Raw genomic sequence first — 19431 nt, 5'->3', positions numbered from 1 at the left:
CGCCGTCGGCGAGTACGGGCATTCTGAACATCCGGCGAGCCATCGGACGGGTGAGGCTCGAGGACGTCGTGAGGAGGTCGATGCTGTTGTGGACGTGCGGATCGTGCCCTACACCAGGCACCTTGAAGACGCGTGGGACCAGTTTGTGGCTGGCTCGAAGAACGGCACCTTCATGCTGCAGCGATCGTTCGTCGAATACCATGAGGCCAGATTCACGGATGCCTCCCTCCTGGCCTTCTCCGGGGAGCGGCTGATCGGTGTGCTTCCTGCTGACGTCGTCCACGGCGAGACGGGGTCACGTCTCCGTAGCCACGGTGGCCTCACTTACGGCGGGTGGGTCACGGACGAGAAGATGACCCTGCCGACGATGCTGGTGGTCTTCGACGCGATGGACGAGCACCTGGCCGATCGCGGAGTGGTCTCGGTCACTTACAAAATGGTTCCCCGCGTCTATCACCGTCTGCCGGCTGACGAGGACGAGTACGCCCTATTCAGGCGAGGTGCCATCAAGACCAAGCACGACGTCAGTTCCGTCGTGACCATCCAAGCCGGCATCCGGCCTTCATCGGGTCGCTTGGATGGCCTGAGGCGGGCACGCCGCGCCAGCCTCAGCTTCACCGAGTCAGATGACTGGGATGCCTTCTTCGCGCTCCTCTCGCAGGTCCTGCGAGAGCGGCACGGCACGGTGCCCACCCACACCTTGAGTGAGATGCTCCTCCTAAGGTCGCGCTTTCCGGCGCACATCAAGCTCTACGGCGCCCACGCCGCCGACAGCGCGATGCTGGCGGGCGCGGTGGTCTTCGACTGCGGAGCCGCGGTGCACACCCAGTACCTGGCCTGCGGAGACGACGGTCGTCGAGTCGGCGCCCTGGACCTGGTGATCAGCCGCCTGATCGCAGACGTGTACGCCGACCGCGCCTACCTGAGCTTTGGCATCTCTACCGAGTCGGGCGGAAGGCACCTCAATGAGGGGCTGGTGCGCCAGAAGGAGATGTTCGGAGGGCGCTCGGTGACGGTGGCTACCTACGAGTACTCCCTCAAGCGCGGGCAGTCATCCACCCCGTGAAGGACGCGACGTCACCTGACCGAACGAGCGTTCCCGTCGGGCGGCCCGGGTCTGGCGGCAGGAGGCAGAAGTCCTCGACCGTCTCGATGGCAATCTCGCCTGCTGCGGAGAGGTCAACGACGTCGCTGGCGGCGTCGGCGAGCCGGGCCAGGACTGCCTCGAACCCGTGACCGAGGTCGGGGTAGACCCATCTCACCGGGGACGTCGCCGTGGTGTGGCGGCTCCACGCCTGGAGGGCCTGCCGGTTCTGCGCGTCCTGCCCGTAAGGCAGCGCCACGTAGGCGCTGGCCACGGACACGAAGGAGCCGTCCCACATCCGCTTGTCGGTGCCGAGCCCGGCGCGAGCAGCGCCCAGCTCCTGGCTAAAGTCCGAGTCGGGGGCGAACAGGTCGACGTCGGCGACGGCACCCCTGCGGAGTGCGTCGTGGAGAGAGGCACCCCGAGTGCTGCCCGCTGCAGCCAGCGCCGCAGCGGCGATCGCATCGTCCCGTTCCCCGGCCAGGTGGTGCGCCACCGCGAGGTTGTAGCTGGCCCGGTGGCTCTGTCGGGCTTCAGCGCCCAGCTGGTAGAAGTGCGCGGCCAAGACGGGGTCAGCGCTGATGAGCCGGTTTCCGAGCTCCAGCGCGGCGTCGTGCCAGAGACCCGACTCCGTCCGCCCACGCAGCTCGGGGAAGTAGTCATCCAGATCTCGGCGCTCTGCCACGAGCCGGCGGTGTCGGCGGGCTTCAAGGCCGCAGCGCGCCATACCTTCGGCGGTCGTCGACAGCGACCGGTCGTGGATCCGGTATTCGACGAGCCGCTGTGGCAGGTACCGGAAGCGGATGCGACCACCGGCCTTCAGCCACCAGTGGTAGTCGCAGGCGACTCCCTCCTCGTACCAGCCCACCGTCTCGAGCGAAGCCCTGCTGTGCATCACCGACGGATGTGACACGAGGTTGACCCGCTGCATGTCTCGGAGGAACGACAGCTCGTCGTAGGGGACCGACAGGCTGAACGACCCCTGGCGTTCCCCTGAAGCGTCGATGAAATAGCCGCCACCGTGGCACACACCGAGCCCAGGATCCTCGTCGAACGCCGCGACCTGAGCCGTCAGCCGATGGGGGAGCGACACGTCGTCGCCGCCCATCATGGCGATGAGTTCTCCGCGAGCCGCCCTCAGGCCTCGGTTGATAACGAGGTCCATACGGCCGGTGCCGCCGAGGTTCTCTTGACGTACCGACACCAGTCGCGGGTTGCCGGAGTACTGTTGGATGATCGATGGGCTGGCGTCTGTCGAGCCGTCGTCCAGGACAAGCACTTCGTAGTCGTCGTACGTGTCGGCCAGGGCTGACTGCAACGTCGCGTGGAGGTAGGGCTCCTGGTTGTAGACGCAGACCAGCATGGTGACGCGCGGGCTGCGATCAGTGACCTGCGGTCGCGGCATCGGGGCGTTGCGGTGCCAGCGAAGGAGGACCGCCGCCGCGTTCGACGTGTCGGAGTCATCAGTCCGTGCGGCACCGACCTCGGAGATGGGTCGGGCGGGTCCTTCGAGATTCCCCTTCTCGATGCACGACAGCACCGCGAGAGCCACCTGGCGCGTGACGTGGACGGCGTCGTGGGACGTCGGCAGCGTGACGGAGCCGGAACCAGGGTGGTCGTCGATGACGACGATCATGTCGGGCTGGTACTCCGCGACCAGCCACGTGACCACATGGCGCGGTCGTCGCATGGACGTCGTCGTCCGCGCGGCGACGGGGTCGAAGCCGATCATCGTTGTCGCGGTGGCAGCGGCTATCAGGGCCCCGAGTTCGTCTTCCGCGTCCTCCGCCCCTTGGCCGATGACCAGCAGCACGCGAGGGGTGCTCACGAGCCGACCGCGCTCTCGGATCCGATAGAGCTGACCTCGACGCCGATCTCACGGAGGTCCACGACGAGCGTGTCGAGGGTGCTCGAGCTCGCCTCCTGCGTCAGCTGCTCGAAACGGTCGAACATAGCCGCTTGCGAGAAGTACTGGGCGAGGAGAGCGCTGGCCATGCAGCGGTCGTGCAGCGGCATCGCTGCGTCGCCCGCCATCGTCGTCAGTGCGTTCACGTCGGACAGGCCGAGCTCGAGCGCGCGCATCGCCCAGACGAGGGCGACACGCCACCCGGCGCGCACCGCGAACACGTTGCCGGCGACTACAGGACGCGGGTCTTCGGGGTGTGTGGTGAAGAGGGCCTCGAACCACGCGAGCGCCAGGAGCGGGTGCTGAGCCGCTGCCTCGCGGATCGTCCTCTCGATGAACTCGTGCGAGGCGACCACAGCCGCGTCCTCCAGGGGGCGACCGGCGAGAGATACCGCCCGGACGAGGAGGTCGAAGGGAACCGCTGCGGGGCTGGTCCTGACGAGCTCCACGAGGAGCTCAGCTGCTCGAGCCGGTTCACCCAGGGCGACGTTCGCGGCTGCCTCGATGACATCGATGCGCGTCGTGTCGAAGGGAGTTCCCCAGGTGTCCGTGCCACCTCGACCACCCTTGACGTCCTCCATGCACTCGAGCGCCTCGCGGTGCTCGTTCAGTGCCAGGTGGCGTCGCGCGCGGAAGAACGCCAGGTTTCCTGCGGACTCGCCGTTGTCAGCCATGACTTTGAGCCACGGCTCCACCTCGTCGAGGCGGTTGGTCCCAAGGAGACCCTCCATGGCAGCTCGGCCACCGCTGACAATCGACGTCGGGTTGCCCTGAGTGCTGCGCAGCTCCTCGAAGACCCTGAGGGCTTCGTCGACCTTGCCGGCCCACATCAGCGAGCGGCCCTGGTTGCTCAGCTTGACAGCACGGGCGGGGTCGTCCGCTGACGCCTCCATCAGCTCCTTGGTCGCCAGGGCCAGGTTCCGGCTCGTCTTGTCGCGAGACTCGGTCCTCTCCTGCTGGTAGCCGCTGTGGAGCACCCGGATCGCCGAGTGCTGGGGTGACATGCCGCGGATGGTGACGCCGGGCAGCGCGTCCGGGTACTCGTGGAGCGCGCCGGTCCAGCGGTAGAGGTTGCGACGGAAGAATCGCGCGGGCTGCGTCTCCATGCCCGTCGTGCCGCCGCGGTAGTTGGTGGAGACGATGGTGAGGGACACTTGATCGTGCACTTCAGTGTCGAGTTGCCGGCGGAGGGCCTCGATGTCGCCGGTGATGACCTCGTCGGCGTCGATCTGCAGCACCCAGTCGCAGGTTGCGTGCTCGAGCGCACGGTTGCGCGCATCGCCGAAGTGATCGTTCCAGTATCCCTCGATGACCTTCACCCCGTGACTTCGGGCGATCTCCACCGTGCGGTCTGAGCTTCCGGTGTCGTAGACGACGACCTCGTCGACGAACGGCTTGAGGGCTGTCAGGCACTCGTCAAGGACGTCCTCCTCATCCTTAACGATCATGACGGCTCCCAGTGTCTGCCGACGTGCTCCGCCGGTCGCGTGGCCCCGCAGCCGCAGGCACGCCGCGTCGATCCACGTCAAGCGTGTGCCGTGCGTGTCGGTCACCTCTGCCGGCACCACGAGCACACTTCGCCCGTAGGCTCCGTACACGCTGATGGCCTGGCTGTGCATCGCAGCACGCGCGCGGACCTCGTCCGTCCAGCCCCGCGAGAAGGCCGTGCTCGTGGGCGCGAGTACCACGAGCGCACTGCGAGAGGCCTCCTGGGCAGCGACTGCCTCGAGCTCAGTCGTGCTGCTCCGCACGACGCGTGCTCGGCGACCGACAGCGGCAGGTACGGACGAGGTGTTGGCGGTCACGAGCACCAGGGAAAACTCCGAGCCGGTGCGCAGAGCCTGCTGAGCGCACCGCACGAGGGCTTCTGGCCCCGCGCTGTCGATGAGGACGAGCGTGAGGTGCGCCTCGGGGGAAGAGGGAGATGCCATGCACTGCTCATCGGTCTCACGAGCGGTGCGCTTGAGCCGAATGGGCGACGTGCCATGCGCTTCGAGAAAACCCTCAGCGGACGGGACCGGAGACCGATGGACGGGTGTCAGCCCACGGACGGGCTCGATAGGCACCACCAGTCAATCACGGAGGAACTTCCCATGGCTCTGACCGTTAACTCGAACATCCAGGCCCTCAACGCCTACCGCAACCTGAACAAGACCCAGGCCGGCCTGTCGAGCTCGCTCGAGAAGCTGTCCAGCGGTCTTCGCATCAACCGCGCTGCTGACGACGCTGCCGGTCTGGCCATCTCCGAGGGCCTCAAGGCCCAGATCGGTGGTATCCAGCAGGCGTCCAGGAACGCTCAGGACGGCGTCAGCCTGGTCCAGACCGCCGATGGCGCTCTGAGCCAGTCGCAGGCCATCCTGCAGCGTCTGCGCACCCTGGCAGTCCAGTCCTCCAACGGCAGCCAGAGCGCTGACTCGCGCACCGCGATCAACGCTGAGGCGACCGCGCTGAAGGCCGAGCTCACCCGCATCTCCGACACCTCGTCCTTCAACAGCGTCAACCTGCTCGACGGCACCTACAAGACTGGCTACAACTTCCAGATCGGTTACAAGGCCGACGGCGCCAGCGCCACCGGCAACCAGATCGCCGTCTCCATCGACTCTGGTGCGGCTGCGGCGAGCGCGGTCACCGCGGTCACCGCTCAGGCGCAGGTTCTGGCGTCCCTCACCGGCACCGGCACGTTCGCCAACGCCACGTCGACGGACTACTCCGCGTCGGAGACCACGCTGCGGATCAAGGTCAACGGCGTGACGATGAACTTCTCGGTCAGCGGCACGTTCGCCAGCACCGCGAACGACGCTGTCGCGGCGTCGATCGTCACCCTGCTCAACACCCAGGCCGGCTCGAGCCTGACCTTCAGCTACAGCGCCACCACCGATCAGTTCACGGTGACGGCTGCCGGCGCTGCGCTGGGTGTCTCCTCCACGATCGAGGTCGTGGCTGCCACCGTGGCGACGGGCGGCCTCAACCTGAACCTGGCGGCGGCGAGCAACACTGGCGTCGCTTCCGTCAACGCCGTCGCGGCCGCTTCGGCCGTCGCGGCTGGGGCATTCAGCGCCGGTGGCCTCGGCGTGGCCTCGCTCGACTTGACGACCCAGAGCACCTCGCAGTCCGCGATCACCGCCATCGACGACGCCATCAAGAAGGTGTCGACGGCTCGCGCCTCCCTCGGTGCGCTGCAGAACCGGTTCCAGTACACGGTCGACAACCTCGACACCACGGCTGAGAACCTGTCTGCCGCTCAGAGCCGCATCACGGACACCGACATGGCGTCCGAGATGGTCTCCTTCACCCGGGCTCAGATCCTGTCCCAGGCCGGTACCTCGATGCTGTCGCAGGCCAAGAACCTGCCCAGCAGCATCCTGGACCTCCTGCGCGGCTGACCCATCCCGACACCGTGGCGCCGGGCGAGGCGACTCGTCCGGCGCCACGGTGTTCGGCCCTTTAGCACCTTCCCCCTGATTCTCGTCAGCCTTCGGAGGCTTCCCTGTGACTTCGTCGACGTCCAACGTCAACACGTCTGCCAGCGGTCTTGCGTCCATCTCGGGCCTCGCCAGCGGTATCGACACGACGAGCCTCGTGAAGAACCTCCTCGCGCTCGAGGCAGCCCCGCAGACCCTGCTCAAGGGCAAGCTCTCCACCGGCCAGGCGCAGCTCAGCGCGCTCCAGGCCATCAACGCCAAGCTCGCCTCGCTCACCACCTCCGCCGCAGCGCTGTCCGGTGGCACCGCGCTCAAGACGATGTCCGTCAGTGCGACCAGCGCGGGAGACACAACCGCGGCCAAGGTGGCAACGGCCACTATCACCGGTACTCCCATCGCCACCACACTTGACGTGAAGGTGAACACCACCGCCCAGGCCGAGCAGCGGCAGTTCACCGGTAGTGCGACCACGACGCCAGGATGGGCACCTCCGAGTCGTACGGGAACATTCCCCATCACCATGACCGCTGGTGGTCAGACCAAGACCTTCACCGCGACCAGCTACAGCGCCGCCGACGTCGCTGCAGCGATCAACGCCAACTTCACCGGTGTCAACGCCGTCCCGGTGCCTGGCGATGGCGGCGCCACCAACCTCCTCGTCACCGCTCCTCCCGGCGACTATCCGGGGTTCTCCCTCACGCTGAAGGACGGCTCGAACAACGATGTCGTGTCAGGTGAGGCGGCTGACAGCGGCACCACGCGCGGTACTGCTGGACGTGACGCGTCGATCTCGGTCAACGGCATCACCAGGACCTCCAAGTCCAACACCTTTACCGGGGTCATCGACGGACTGGACCTCACGATCGCCGGCTCTGCGCCGAACAACACCTCGGTGTCAGTCGTCACTACGCGCGACGTCGCAGCCACGGCCACGTCGGTGTCGAACGTGGTCTCGCAGATCGCTGCTGTGCTCTCCGACATCGACTTCCACACCACCTCGCCGGCTCCCGGCACCAAGGCCTCCTCGGTCAACGGCGGTCTGCTGGCCGGTAACTCCGTGCTACGGAGTGTCTCCGACGCCCTGACCAAGGCCGTCTCCGACGCTGCTGCCGCCGTCGGTGCCACGACGGCTGACACGGGCATCGAGGTGAAGTCCGACGGCAGTGTCGCCGTCGACTCCACCAAGCTCACGGCGTTCATCACCAAGAACCCGGCGCTCTCAACCACCCTTCTCACGCAGCTCGGCACCACGGTGAACACCGTGGCAAGCCAGGCGAGCCTGTCGGGTGACGAGAAGAGCCCGACCACTGGCACCGTCAGCCGCCTCATCGCGGCGATGCAGACCAGCAATACCCGCCTGAGCAGCGATATCAGCGCCTGGGACGTGCGCCTGGCCATCCGGTCCAAGACACTCACCGCGCAGTACTCCGCCATGGAGACCGCGCTGTCCAAGCTGCAGTCGCAGAGCTCGGCCCTGACCGCCGCACTCAAGCAGCTCGAGCCCAACAACTGACGCTGAGGCTCGCGTCCGCTATTCATCCCCTCACTGCTGACGGAAGGGATCTCCCATGCCCGCTCCCGCTGCCATGCGCGCCCGCTTCATCGAGGACGGCGCCTCCGGCGCCTCGCCGCAGGTCATGCTGCTCCGCCTCTTCGACCGCCTCCTGGCCGACCTCGCACGCGGTGCCGCCGCGCTGCGGTCTGGAGAGCGCGAGGCGTCGCACAAGGCGCTCATCAACGCTCAGGGCATCGTCAACGCGCTGATGGTCGCGCTTGACGGATCCGACTGGGAAGCGGCAGACAATCTCCGGGCGCTGTACTCCTTCCTCCTCACCGAGTTGGCCCAAGCCAACGTCAAGCAGGACGCCGACCGCGTCGATGCCTGCTTCACCGTGGTCGAGCCCCTGCGCGACGCCTGGAACCAGGCAGCCACCAGCCTGGGCGCCGGCGACGGCACCGCACCGGTGCACCGCAGCTTGCCGATGGGAGGGATGACCGCGTGAGCCACACCGTCTCCCTGCCCCCGACCCGTCCCGCCGACGGCGCGCAGTGGCGCGCCGCGTGGACGCATGCCCTGGACGCGCTCGAGCTCGACGTCAACGACGTCGAGAACCTCCTCGACGCGCTGCACTCGGCCGCGGACGCCACCGCGCAGACCGAGGCCACCGAGGCCGTCGCGCAGCGCGCTCGGCTGTTCCACCAGCTCGACGGCTCCCTCGGCCCCATGCCGATGGAGCTCGCTCACCGCGCCCGCGTGCTGCTCGCCCGCCAGCTCGACGCCGGCGCGTACCTCTCCCGCGCCATGGTGGCCAACCGTCGCCACGCTCGTGCGGCGGAGGAGATGCAGGTCCGGCCGCACGCCGGCATCCCCCTCTACGTCGACGCCGAGGCCTGAGGACCGTCCCCCATGACCGCCACTCGACGCGCCGCACACGGCGCTCGCGACCAGCGAGCACCGGAGGCTGCCCCCGATGCCTCCGTGCTGGTGGTGGTGGCACGACAGGCCATTTTCACAGCCGACCTTGACCTCTTCGCTCACGAGCTGCTCTTCCGCGCCTCGGAGGGCTCTCAGACCTCCGAGCTCACGACCGTGGAAGACCACGATGCTGCGACCTCGCACATCCTCTCCGCGACCTTCGCCGACTTCGACCCCGAGGAGATCAGCGGCGGCCTGCCGCTCTTCGTCAACCTCACGCGCGCCTTCGTGGTGGGGGACCTGCCGCTGCTGGCCGGCGCCGACCGCATGGTGCTCGAGATCACCGAAGACATCCCGATGGACGACGCCGTGCTCGCCGGCATGGAGCGGCTCCGCGGCGAGGGCTACGCGCTGGCCCTGGACGACTTCGACGGCGAGGACTGGCGCCTGCCGGCCCTGCCCCTCGTGGAGTACGTCAAGCTCGTGCTCGAGCCCGAGCGCCGCGAGCGCGTCGGTGAGCTGGTGGAGCTGGTCCGCCGCGAGGCGCCGAGCGCCAAGATCGTGGTCGAGCGGATCGAGACCGACGAAGACCTCGACCTCTGCCTCGCGCTCGGCGTGGAGCTGCTCCAGGGCTACGGTCTGGAGCGCCCGAAGACGCTGACCGCCAAGACGTTGCAGAGCTCCCAGCTCGTGGCGCTGCAGCTCATCGCCGCGCTGACCAACCCCGAGACGCACCTGCGCGACGTCGAGCGCCTCGTGGAGAACGACCCGGGCCTCAGCATGCGCGTGCTGCGTGCGGCGTCGTCGTCGATGGTCGCCTCCACCAGCAAGGTCTCCTCGGTGCGTCAGGCGATGGTGCTGCTGGGCCCCAAGCCGCTCACCTCCTGGGCCACCCTGACGGCGCTCAGCCCCACGGGCAGCAGCTCTCAGCAGCGCGTGGTGATGACGCACGTGCTGCACCGCGCGAGCGCCTGCGCGCTGATGGTGCCCTCCGACCCGCACACCGCCTACACGGCCGGCCTGCTCTCGGCCACGGCCGAGGTGGTCGGGGTGAGCCCTGAGGAGCTGCTCGCCGACGTCAACGTCGCTGAGAGCGTGCGCGCCGCCGTCGTCGACCACGCCGGTGAGGTGGGGGAGGCGCTGAAGTCGCTCATGGCGTGCGAGAACCGCGTTCCGGGCCAGCAGATCGACGGCGTGGACGACCGCACGGCCTCGGCGTACCTGCAGGCGCTCAAGGGCGCCATGGACATCGCGAACTCGCTCGCAGGCTGACTCGCTTCACATCACTCACCCGAACGGCTCAAGGACTGCGGCGCCGCTGCCGACAACTCCTTTGAGCGACGGACAGCTCACCACCGGCCACGGATCGGCCACAGGTCACACCGGCAGCGCACCCCGCCCGCTCACGCGGCAGAGGTCCACCGGTCGGCTCGTGGAGGTCCTCCCGTGTTTGACTCCATCAGCTCCACCGCGCTGCAGAGCGCCCTCGACGGTCTGGCAGCGCGTCAGCGCGCCACCGCCGACAACATCGCGAACATCAACACCCCGCACTACCTCGCCGCCCGTGTCGACTTCGAGGGCGCCCTGCGCTCCGCCGTCGCCGGTGGCAGCGGCGCCGCCCGCCCGACCGAGAGCCGCTCGACGGACCCGACGCGCGAAGACGGCAACAACGTCGACCTCGAGACCGAGACGCTCTCCAGCATCGACACGCAGCTGCGCTACCAGCTGCTGACGCAGGCGATCTCGAACAAGCTCACGTCGGTCCAGACCGCGCTCCGGACGAACTGAGGCGGCGACGATGGGACTCTTCGACGCAATCGGTGCGGCGGGCAGCGGTATGACCGTGGCCCGCAAGTGGATGGACGCGATCAGCGACAACCTGTCGAACATGAACACGGCGACGCGCACCAACGCGGACGCCTTCCGGCAGCGGTTCGTTACCGCCACGTCGGTGCAGTACGGCGCCGAGCACGGCAACCAGGCCGGCGGGGTGCGCGTCACGGGCGTTGCCTTCGGCAAGGCCGACGGCCGCATGGTCCACGAGCCGGACAACCCGCTGGCCGACGAGAACGGCTACGTGAAGTACCCGGACATCGACCTCGCCAGCCAGATGGGCCAGCTGATCATGACGCAGCGCGCATACCAGGCCAACGCCGCCGTGGTCGACCGGGCCAAGAGCTCCTACGAGGCAGCCCTCCAGATCGGAAAGAAGTGAGATGAGCCTCCCACCCATCGAGGGGCTCACGAGCCTTCTCAGCACCATGCCGGGCGTCAGCTCGCTCGGCCCGACAGCGGGCACGGGCGCCAGCGCCGGTGCCGCCGCCGTCACCGCGGCCCTGGCGGGGGGACAGCCCACCGCCACCACCGCCACGACGGGCACCGGCACCGGGGTCGGTGCCGTCGGTGCCACCGGCTCCTCGTTCGCTCAGACGCTCACCTCGAGCCTGGAGAACGTGCAGCGGCTGCAGGCCAACGCCTCCGACCTTGCTGTCCAGGCCGCCACGGGCGACCTGAACGACGTCCACGACTACATGATCGCGGCCGCCAAGTCCTCCATGGCCACTGAGGTCACCGTCGCCATCCGCAACAAGGCCCTCGAGGCCTTCAACGACATCATGAGGATGCAGGTCTGATGCCCCCGCAGCTGCTCGACCGGTTCAAGAGCGCCGGCACGTCGATCTCCGCCATGTCACTGGGGCAGAAGGTGATTGCCGTCATCGGCATTGCCGTCCTGGTGCTCGGCGCCACCGCCTTCGGCAAGTGGGTCTCGACCCCCAACCTCGTGCCGCTGGCCTCCAACCTCTCGGGGGAGGACGGCACGGCGATCACTGCGATCCTCGACCAGGACGGCGTGAAGTACGACGTCGTCGACGGCGGCCGCACCATCATGGTGCCGCAGGAGAACAAGGACGCCGAGCTGCTGAAGCTCGCGGGAGCGGGCCTTCCCAGCTCCAAGGACAGCTCCTCGCTGTTCGCCAGCTCCAACTTCACCCAGTCGCAGTTCATGGAGAAGGCCAACTTCCAGCGCGCCATGGAGAAGGATCTGGCCCAGACCATCCAGGGCATCGACGGCGTGCGCACCGCGGTGGTGCACATCGCCGTCCCCGAAGACACGGTCTTCACCGACGAGAAGGGCAAGACCACGGCGTCGGTGCTGGTCGACACGACTCCTGGCAAGACGCTGACCGACGAGCAGATCCAGGTCATCCTCAACCTCGTCGCCTCGAGCGTGCCCAACCTCGACCCGACCGAGATCACCGTCAGTGACTCCACGGGTCGCCTGCTTTCGGCGGCGGGCCAGGGCCTGACCGGTTCGGGGTCCACCGACGCTCGCACCCAGCAGTACGAGAAGGACAAGGCCGCGGCCATCCAGGGCGTGCTCGACAAGGTGCTCGGCCCGGGCAAGGCCATCGCCTCGGTGAGCGCCGAGCTGAACTTCGACACGACCAACGAGGTGGAGGAGAACTTCAGCTACCCGAAGGACATCCCGCCGCTGTCCGAGACCAAGCAGACCGAGAAGTACACCGGCACCAACGGTCAGACCGGCGGCGCGCTGGGCAACAACGGCGTGCTCGGCCTCGACGGCACCACCACCAACCCCGGTGGAGCGGGCGCCGGCACGGGCTACGAGAAGGACTCCTCGACCGTCAACAACCCCATCGACAAGAAGACGACCACCCGGCAGCTTGCTCCGGGCTCGGTGAAGCGGCAGTCCATCGCCGTCGTCGTCGATGAGGCCGCGGCCAAGAACATGACCGCGCCGCAGCTGCAGGAGACCATCGCCAACGCGGCCGGTGTCCAGGACGCTCGCGGTGACACCCTGTCGGTGACCCAGGCGACGTTCGACACCTCGGTGGCCCAGAGCGCTGCCGCGGACCTCAAGGCAGCCGAGGCCGAAGAGGCCAAGGCCGCTCAGTTCAAGCTCATCAGCCAGGGTGCCATCGCCCTGCTCGTGCTCATCGGTCTGATCGTCATCTTCATCGCCATGCGCCGCGCCGCTAAGCGTCGCCCGGCCCGCGAGACGCTGGACCTCGGCGAGCTCGAGCGCCTCTACCCCGCCGGCCCCGTCGTGGGACCGGACGGCATGGCCCTGCCCGCCGCGGGCGGACCGCAGCTCACCCCCGCCACCCCGGACCCCGCCGCGCTGCGTCGCGCCGAGGTCGGCGAGCTGGTCGACCAGCAGCCGGCCGAGGTCGCCGACCTCCTCCGCGGCTGGCTCGCTGACTCCAGGAAGGCCTGACCGATGGCATCGACAGCACTGGTCCCGCTCACCGCGGACCTGATGACCGGAGCCCAGAAGGCCGCCGTGATGCTGGTCCAGATGGGCAAGGAGCGCTCCTCCAAGATCTTCGCCCTGATGGACGAAGAGGAGATCGAGCTCCTCACCACCGAGATCGTGCTCATGGGCGAGATCGAGCCCAGCGTGGCCGACGACGTGCTCCTGGAGTTCTACAACGAGCTCACCGGTGGCGGGAGCATCGGTGCCGGCGGCATGGGCTTCGCCAAGGCGCTGCTGGAGAGCTCTCTCGGCAAGGACAAGGCCGGTGACCTGCTCGACCGCGTCACCGCCGGGCAGATCGGGCAGCCGTTCGACTTCCTCCAGGAGGCCGACGCCCGCCAGGTGCTCACCTTCCTCTCTGGTGAGAACGCCCAGACCATCGCGCTGGTGCTCGCCCACCTGAACCCGATCAAGTCCTCCGCAGCCATGACGGGTCTGTCGCCCGACCTGCAGGCCGAGGTGGCGCACCGCATCGCCACCATGGAGCGCACCCCGCCGGACGTCATCGCGATCGTCGCGGAGACCATCATGCGCAAGGCCTCCACGGTGCTCACCCCGCAGTCGGCCTCCGTGGTCGGTGGCGTGCAGCCCCTGGTCGAGATCATCAACCGCGCCGACCCAGGCACCGGCAAGCACCTCCTGGAGGAGCTGGCCAAGCGCGACCCGGCGCTCGCGGAGATCGTCCGGGCGCAGATGTTCACGTTCGACGACATCCTCACCCTCGACGACCGCGCCATGCAGATCGTGCTGCGCGAGGTCGACGCCGCCACCCTCGCCGTCGCCCTCAAGGGCGTGCGGACCGAGCTGCGCGACAAGGTGCTCGGCAACGTCTCCGAGCGCGCTCGCGAGAACCTCCTCGAGGAGATCGAGCTGCTCGGCCAGGTCCGCCTCTCGGCCGCCGAGGAGGGCCGCGCCGCGGTCGTCTCGGTGATCCGCCGCCTGGAGGAGTCCGGCCAGATCCAGATCCAGAGGGAGTCGGACGATGAGTACGTCGCCTGAGCTGGTCAGTCTCCCGGCAACGACTGCGCTCGCAGTCTCAGAGCGGCGTGCCACACCGTCCGTCTCCGCCGCCGTGTTCGCCCCGCTGCCCGCGGTCCGCCGCGGGCACGAGGTGACCGGCAGCGTTCCGGACAGCACGGTCACCGCTTCGGCGCGAGCCGCCGGCTACGCCGCCGGGTGGGCGCAGGGCATCGCCGCTGCGGCGGCCCGTGAGGCCGAGGCGGTGGCCGTCGCGGCCGCCGCCGCGGCCGCGGAGCGCGAGCAGCTGCGTGCCGTCGTGGCCGCTGCCGTCCAGGCCCTCGAGGCCGCCGCGCAGCAGCTGCGGGAGCGCACCGCTCCCGCGGTCGAGGAGGCGGCGGACTCCGTCGCCTCCGGCGCGGTGGACCTGGCGGAGGTGCTCATCGGGCACGAGCTGGAGTCCGCCGATGCGCGGGGTCGTGCCACCGCGGCGCTTACCCGGGCGCTGGCCGCCTCTCCCGAGCTGGACGACGTGCAGGTGCGCCTCAACCCCGGTGACCTGGCCGCGCTGCGCGCCATCGACCCGGAGCAGGAGATCGCCTCGCTGGCCGGTCGCACGAACGTCACGGTGACGGCCGACCCGAAGCTGGCCTCCGGCGACGCCGTCGCCGACTTCCCCGGCGGTTCCGTGGACGCCCGCATCGACACCGCCCTGGCGCGCATGCGCTCCGTCCTGCGCGGTGGCGGTTCCCGCCAGCGCCTCGAGGTGTTCGACGTGGACGACCTGTGAGCGCCGCCATCACCCACCCGGGCCCGCTGACCACGGTGCTCGCCCGCGCCGCCGCAGCCGGCGCTCCGCAGCGCACCGGTGCGGTCCGCTCCGTGGTCGGCCTCACCGTCGACGTGACGGGTCTGTCTGCCGCGGTCGGTGAGCTGGTCCGCCTGCTCCCCGCCGAGGGCACCTCCGGTCAGCCGGTCGACGCCGAGGTCGTGGCCGTCAGCCGCGGTGGCCTGCAGTGCATGCCGCTCGGTCGCAGCGACGGTCTGCACACCGGTCAGCGCGTCATCACGCTCGGCCGCTCGCTGCGAGCCCCCGTCGGTGACGGTCTGCTAGGTCGTGTGCTCGACGGGCTCGGTCAGCCGATCGACGGCCGCGGCCCGCTGCGGGCCAGCAGCTGGGAGTCCGTCGACGCCTCCGCGCCCGACCCGCTGACCCGCCAGCGCGTGGACACCCCGATCAGCCTGGGCGTGCGCGCCCTGGACACCCTGGTGCCTGCCGGCCGCGGCCAGCGCTTCGGCCTGTTCGCCGGCTCGGGTGTCGGCAAGTCGACCCTGCTGTCGATGATCGCCCGCGGCACCTCCGCGGACGTCAACGTCATCGCCCTCATCGGCGAGCGAGGCCGCGAGGTCCGCGAGTTCCTCGAGGACGACCTCGGCCCCGAGGGCCTGGCGCGCTCCGTCGTCGTCGTCGCCACCTCCGACCAGCCGCCGCTGGTCCGCCTGCGCGCCGCGATGGTGGCCACCCGCATCGCCGAGCACTTCCGCGACACCGGCCGCGACGCGCTGCTCATGATGGACAGCCTCACCCGCTTCGCCATGGCGCAGCGTGAGATCGGCCTGTCGGTGGGGGAGCCTCCGGCCACCCGCGGCTACCCGCCGAGCACGTTCGCGCTGCTCCCGCGCCTCCTGGAGCGCGCCGGCACCAGCGACACCGGCTCGATCACCGGCATCTACACGGTGCTGGTGGACGGCGACGACCACAACGAGCCCATCGCCGACGCCGCCCGTTCCATCCTGGACGGCCACGTGGTGCTCGATCGCTCGCTCGCGACCGCCGGGCACTTCCCGAGCATCGACGTCCTGGGTTCGGTCTCCCGCGTGGCGACCCGCGTCACCTCCCGCGAGCAGCGCGACGACGCCACGCACGTGCGCCGTCTCATGGCCGCCCGCCGCGAGGCGCAGGACCTGGTGGACGTCGGCGCGTACGTGGCGGGTGCCAACCCGCTCACCGACGCCGCCATCGCCGCTCGCCCGCTCATCGACTCCTTCCTCCGGCAGGACGTCGAGGAGCGCACCGGCCTCGACGACGCCTGGGGCCAGCTGCGCTCCGTGGTGGCCGCCACACCGGTGGTGGGTGCCTGATGGCCTTCCGCCTCGCCCAGCTGCTGCGCGTGCGGCAGGTCCAGGCCGACACCGCGGCCGCCTCGGCCGGTACGGCCGCGGGCCGCGCCCGCACCGCGCGCAGCGCTGAGACCGCACGCCGCGCAGAGCTGGCCGGGGCCGGCTTCCCCGAGGGCACCGGCGAGAAGGCCTTCGCGGCCATCGTTGCCGCCCGTGGAGCCATGGCCGCTCGGTACGCCGAGAGCGTCGACCTCACCCACCAGGCCGAGGACGAGGCCCGGCACGCCGCCGCGGTGCTTGCCGCGGCCCGGGCCAAGGTCAAGGCACTCGAGCGTCTGCAGGAGCACCACGCGGCCGCCGAGCGTGAAGCCGCCGAGCACGCCGACCAAGCCCTGCTCGACGAGCGCGGCAGCCGCCGCCCCGCCGTCGACCTGACCGACCTGACGACCGACACGACCGCCCCGGAGGTCACCCCGTGAGCGTTCCCACCGTCGCCGACCCCCTGGCCGACGTCCAGAGCCGCGTGCTGATCGTCCAGCAGCGCATCGCCGCCCTGTCCGGGCGTCCCCCGGTGAGCGCCCTCGGCAGCAGCGGCTCGCTCAGCGGCACCGGCTCGACCAGCTCGATGTTCGCGGACGCCCTCGCCCAGGCGCAGGCCCAGATGTCCGGCACGAGCGGCGTCAGCGGAGACGACATCGTCACCGATGCCACCAAGTACCTCGGTGTGCCCTACAAGTGGGGCGGCACCGACCCGGCCACCGGGCTCGACTGCTCCGGCTTCACCCAGCTGGTCATGCGCGAGAACGGCATCACGCTGCCGCGCACCGCTGCGCAGCAGGCGAAGGTCGGCACCGAGGTGCCCTCCATCGACCAGGCGCAGCCCGGTGACCTCATCGTGCTGGACGGTGCCACGCACATCGGCATCTACGTCGGTGACGGCAAGATGATCCACGCCCCGCAGACCGGCGACGTCGTGAAGATCTCCAAGGTCTGGGAGACGCCCCTGACCATCCGTCGCGTGACCGGGGGAACTGCCGACGCGACGGCGAACTCGTCAGCGATCGACGGCCTGTCCTACCTCCGGTCCACCGCGCTCCGTGCGGCCACGGGTTCCACGGCTGACAGCGGCACCTCGGCCGCGACGGCTACCGGCCAGTTCGGTGCGCTGTTCAGCGCCGCCGAGGCCCGCTACGACCTGCCGCAGGGCCTGCTCGCCTCGGTCGCCCAGGTGGAGTCGGGCGGCAACGCTCGCGCCGTCAGCCCCGCCGGCGCCCGTGGCCTCATGCAGCTCATGCCGGGAACCGCCGCCGACCTCGGCGTCAACGCCTTCGACCCGGCGCAGGCCGTCGACGGCGCCGCTCGCCTGCTGAGCAGCCACCTCGACAGGTACGACGGCTCCGTGCCGCTCGCCCTGGCCGCCTACAACGCCGGGCCCGGCAACGTGGCCAAGCACGGCGGCATCCCGCCCTTCACCGAGACCCAGAACTACGTCCGCAAGGTCACCGGCCTGCTGAACGGGAGCAATTGATGACGTTCGTCGCCAACGCCCGCACCTCTGCTGCGGTGCAGGTCACCCCCGCAGCGCGCCCCACGACCGCCCAGGGAACCTCCGGCAGTGCCGAGGGCTTCGCAGCGCTGCTCGCCGAGCAGAGCACCACGGCCGCCGCCTCGGCGGACCGTTCCTCTGCACAGGCGGCCGCAGCGCGGACCTCCGCGCAGGCCGCGGCCCGTGCCAACGAGCGGGCTGCCGAGCGCGCGTCCGAGCGCTCCGCCGTCCGCGACGACTCGCCGGTCCGTGAGGTCCGTGACACCCGCTCGACGGATCGCTCCGAAGACCGCGGCACCGACCGCGCTGCTGACCGTGCCGCCGACAAGGCCGCCGAGCGCGCTCAGAGCGCCGCCGACCGTGCCGCCGACAAGGCTGCCGAGAGGGCCGCGGACCGCAACGACAGGGCCCAGCGCGACGCCGCTGACGGATCCCGCCGTGACGACCGTGGCGGCCGTGACGGTTCGGCGAAGGACGACGACGCCGCCGACCGCGGCCAGGACTCCGCCGCCGTGAAGGCCACGACCGAGACCACCGCCACCGCTTCCACCGACTCCGCAGCCGCAGCGCCGGTCGCCACGTCGATCTTCAGCGCTGCCATCGCCGCGGCCCTCGCCCCGGCGGGGGAGCAGGCCGCTGCTGAGACGTCGGCGACAGTGGCGGTCGAGGGCGGCACAGCCGCGGGCGCCGCTGCTGCAACCGTCCCGGCTGCTGCCGTGACCGCCCAGAACCAGACGACCGCTACCGCCGGCCCCGCCGTCCCGCCGTGGGCCGCCGCGGCGGCTGCGGCCGACGCCTCAGCGACCACGGCGCCCACCGCCGACGCTGCTCCCGCGACGGCCACCCCGGCGGACGCCTCCGCGGCGGCGGGCACCGACGCCACGGCCTCCGGTGACCGCCTCGCCGCGGCCCTGGCCGGCGCGGCGTCCGACACGGCTGGCGAGAGCGCCGGTGACGGCCACCCGGCCGACGCCGGTCACCGCCAGGCTGCCGCGCAGCCCTCCGCGGCTGCTGCGGCCGCCTCAGGGGCCCTCGCAGCCACCTTGAACAGCGAGCGGGCCGTCCTGTCCGGCGCGGCGGCTGCGTCGAGCAGCTCCACCGCGTCCGCGAAGGTCGACGGCGCTGCCGGTGCATCCAGCCCGGCCGTGCCCGCCGCCGTCGTCCTGCCTTCCACCCCGGCGACGACGTCCGCCGCCCCGGCGGCCCCGACGCACGCCACGGCCTCCGCGCACGCTGCGCAGCTCGTGCCGCAGCTCTCCCCGAAGCTCGTCGCTCTGCCGGGCCTGGGTGAGGGCGTGCACCGCCTCACCGTCCAGGTCACGCCCGACGCGATCGGCAGCGTGAGGGTCGTGGCGGACATCAGCGCCAACGGCGTGCAGATCACCCTGCACGGCGGCACCGAGGCGGCCCGTGAGGCCCTCAAGCTGGCCGTGGACGACCTGCGCCGCGACCTCGCGGCGACGGGCTCCAACGCCTCCCTGGACCTCGGAGACGCCTCGGCGTCGGCCGGTGGGCAGGCCCGTGGATTCGGGGCTCCCGACGGCGGCACGCGCACCTCCTGGAGCGCCTCTCGTGGCGCTGACCTGGGCCGTCAGGGCGGTGAGGACGTGGTGGACGTGCGGTCTGCGCGCCTCGGGCTTCAGTTCGGGGCCCGAGCTGTCGATGTCCTCGTCTGAGGGCGTCTCACAACCCTCGACCGA

The 19431-nt window shown here is 70.1% G+C and carries 18 protein-coding genes; 16 read left to right on the top strand and 2 right to left on the bottom strand.

Features of this window, described 5'->3' with window-relative positions; genetic code table 11:
* Positions 1 to 88 precede the first annotated feature (88 nt).
* Positions 89 to 1066, top strand: coding sequence for a GNAT family N-acetyltransferase (locus BXY45_RS14950; protein WP_211319599.1), 978 nt, complete (start codon positions 89 to 91; stop codon positions 1064 to 1066).
* On the opposite strand, the gene BXY45_RS14945 is transcribed toward BXY45_RS14950, so the two are convergent.
* Both BXY45_RS14945 and BXY45_RS14940 read right to left on the bottom strand, forming a co-directional pair.
* Positions 1038 to 2912, bottom strand: a complete 1875-nt coding sequence (locus BXY45_RS14945; protein ID WP_109775300.1) for a glycosyltransferase family 2 protein — start codon at positions 2910 to 2912, stop codon at positions 1038 to 1040. The genes BXY45_RS14950 and BXY45_RS14945 overlap by 29 nt on opposite strands.
* Entirely contained in the window at positions 2909 to 4921 is a 2013-nt protein-coding gene (locus BXY45_RS14940) for a tetratricopeptide repeat-containing glycosyltransferase family 2 protein (RefSeq protein WP_109775299.1), read from the bottom strand. The genes BXY45_RS14945 and BXY45_RS14940 overlap by 4 nt, the downstream gene beginning before the upstream one ends.
* Positions 4922 to 5083: 162 nt before the next feature.
* Here BXY45_RS14940 and BXY45_RS14935 point away from each other — a divergent pair, with 162 nt between their 5' ends.
* From BXY45_RS14935 to BXY45_RS14865, 15 genes are all read left to right on the top strand, one after another.
* The gene (locus BXY45_RS14935) at positions 5084 to 6373 is read left to right on the top strand and encodes a flagellin N-terminal helical domain-containing protein (protein ID WP_109775298.1); all 1290 of its coding nucleotides are present in this window, start codon (positions 5084 to 5086) and stop codon (positions 6371 to 6373) included.
* Positions 6374 to 6479: 106 nt separating this feature from the next.
* Positions 6480 to 7925 (top strand): flagellar filament capping protein FliD, encoded by a 1446-nt coding sequence (fliD, locus tag BXY45_RS14930; RefSeq protein ID WP_109775297.1) that lies wholly within the window; start codon positions 6480 to 6482, stop codon positions 7923 to 7925.
* 55 nt (positions 7926 to 7980) lie between these two features.
* Positions 7981 to 8415: a flagellar export chaperone FliS gene (gene fliS / locus BXY45_RS14925; protein WP_109775296.1), complete on the top strand. Its 435-nt coding sequence runs from the start codon at positions 7981 to 7983 to the stop codon at positions 8413 to 8415.
* Positions 8412 to 8807, top strand: a complete 396-nt coding sequence (locus BXY45_RS14920; protein ID WP_109775295.1) for a hypothetical protein — start codon at positions 8412 to 8414, stop codon at positions 8805 to 8807. Before fliS ends, BXY45_RS14920 begins: the two co-directional genes overlap by 4 nt.
* A 12-nt stretch (positions 8808 to 8819) precedes the next feature.
* Entirely contained in the window at positions 8820 to 10100 is a 1281-nt protein-coding gene (locus BXY45_RS14915; RefSeq protein WP_109775294.1) for an EAL and HDOD domain-containing protein, read from the top strand.
* 174 nt (positions 10101 to 10274) lie between these two features.
* A complete protein-coding gene (locus BXY45_RS14910) occupies positions 10275 to 10616 on the top strand; it encodes a flagellar basal body rod protein FlgB (RefSeq protein ID WP_109775293.1) in 342 nt (113 codons plus the stop codon).
* Between the two features lie 10 nt (positions 10617 to 10626).
* Entirely contained in the window at positions 10627 to 11043 is a 417-nt protein-coding gene (locus BXY45_RS14905; RefSeq protein WP_109775292.1) for a flagellar basal body rod protein FlgC, read from the top strand.
* Position 11044: 1 nt separating this feature from the next.
* Positions 11045 to 11461, top strand: a complete 417-nt coding sequence (gene fliE, locus BXY45_RS14900) for a flagellar hook-basal body complex protein FliE (RefSeq protein WP_109775291.1) — start codon at positions 11045 to 11047, stop codon at positions 11459 to 11461.
* Positions 11461 to 13068 carry a flagellar basal-body MS-ring/collar protein FliF gene (gene fliF, locus BXY45_RS14895; RefSeq protein ID WP_109775290.1) on the top strand — a complete coding sequence of 536 codons (1608 nt, stop codon included), beginning with the start codon at positions 11461 to 11463 and terminating at the stop codon, positions 13066 to 13068. The genes fliE and fliF overlap by 1 nt, the downstream gene beginning before the upstream one ends.
* 42 nt (positions 13069 to 13110) lie before the next feature.
* Positions 13111 to 14106, top strand: coding sequence for a flagellar motor switch protein FliG (gene fliG / locus BXY45_RS14890; RefSeq protein ID WP_109775334.1), 996 nt, complete (start codon positions 13111 to 13113; stop codon positions 14104 to 14106).
* Complete coding sequence (locus BXY45_RS14885) at positions 14090 to 14854, top strand: FliH/SctL family protein (protein ID WP_109775289.1); 765 nt, start codon at positions 14090 to 14092, stop codon at positions 14852 to 14854. Before fliG ends, BXY45_RS14885 begins: the two co-directional genes overlap by 17 nt.
* The gene (locus BXY45_RS14880; RefSeq protein ID WP_281270602.1) at positions 14851 to 16206 is read left to right on the top strand and encodes a FliI/YscN family ATPase; all 1356 of its coding nucleotides are present in this window, start codon (positions 14851 to 14853) and stop codon (positions 16204 to 16206) included. Before BXY45_RS14885 ends, BXY45_RS14880 begins: the two co-directional genes overlap by 4 nt.
* The gene (locus BXY45_RS14875; RefSeq protein ID WP_109775288.1) at positions 16206 to 16664 is read left to right on the top strand and encodes a flagellar export protein FliJ; all 459 of its coding nucleotides are present in this window, start codon (positions 16206 to 16208) and stop codon (positions 16662 to 16664) included. The genes BXY45_RS14880 and BXY45_RS14875 overlap by 1 nt, the downstream gene beginning before the upstream one ends.
* Positions 16661 to 17713: a transglycosylase SLT domain-containing protein gene (locus BXY45_RS14870; protein ID WP_245961839.1), complete on the top strand. Its 1053-nt coding sequence runs from the start codon at positions 16661 to 16663 to the stop codon at positions 17711 to 17713. Before BXY45_RS14875 ends, BXY45_RS14870 begins: the two co-directional genes overlap by 4 nt.
* Complete coding sequence (locus BXY45_RS14865) at positions 17713 to 19407, top strand: flagellar hook-length control protein FliK (RefSeq protein ID WP_109775287.1); 1695 nt, start codon at positions 17713 to 17715, stop codon at positions 19405 to 19407. Before BXY45_RS14870 ends, BXY45_RS14865 begins: the two co-directional genes overlap by 1 nt.
* Positions 19408 to 19431 lie beyond the last annotated feature (24 nt).

The organism is Quadrisphaera granulorum (genome assembly GCF_003149145.1).
Lineage (GTDB): Bacteria > Actinomycetota > Actinomycetes > Actinomycetales > Quadrisphaeraceae > Quadrisphaera > Quadrisphaera granulorum.
This window is presented reverse-complemented; position numbering and strand designations above follow the sequence as displayed.

Coding starts and splice junctions, on each gene's coding strand:
- BXY45_RS14940 (WP_109775299.1), bottom strand. CDS start 4,921: ATGGCATCTCCCTCTTCCCCCGAGGCGCACCTCACGCTCGTCCTCATC.
- BXY45_RS14935 (WP_109775298.1), top strand. CDS start 5,084: ATGGCTCTGACCGTTAACTCGAACATCCAGGCCCTCAACGCCTACCGC.
- fliS (WP_109775296.1), top strand. CDS start 7,981: ATGCCCGCTCCCGCTGCCATGCGCGCCCGCTTCATCGAGGACGGCGCC.
- BXY45_RS14915 (WP_109775294.1), top strand. CDS start 8,820: ATGACCGCCACTCGACGCGCCGCACACGGCGCTCGCGACCAGCGAGCA.
- BXY45_RS14905 (WP_109775292.1), top strand. CDS start 10,627: ATGGGACTCTTCGACGCAATCGGTGCGGCGGGCAGCGGTATGACCGTG.
- fliE (WP_109775291.1), top strand. CDS start 11,045: ATGAGCCTCCCACCCATCGAGGGGCTCACGAGCCTTCTCAGCACCATG.
- fliF (WP_109775290.1), top strand. CDS start 11,461: ATGCCCCCGCAGCTGCTCGACCGGTTCAAGAGCGCCGGCACGTCGATC.
- fliG (WP_109775334.1), top strand. CDS start 13,111: ATGACCGGAGCCCAGAAGGCCGCCGTGATGCTGGTCCAGATGGGCAAG.
- BXY45_RS14885 (WP_109775289.1), top strand. CDS start 14,090: ATGAGTACGTCGCCTGAGCTGGTCAGTCTCCCGGCAACGACTGCGCTC.
- BXY45_RS14875 (WP_109775288.1), top strand. CDS start 16,206: ATGGCCTTCCGCCTCGCCCAGCTGCTGCGCGTGCGGCAGGTCCAGGCC.
- BXY45_RS14865 (WP_109775287.1), top strand. CDS start 17,713: ATGACGTTCGTCGCCAACGCCCGCACCTCTGCTGCGGTGCAGGTCACC.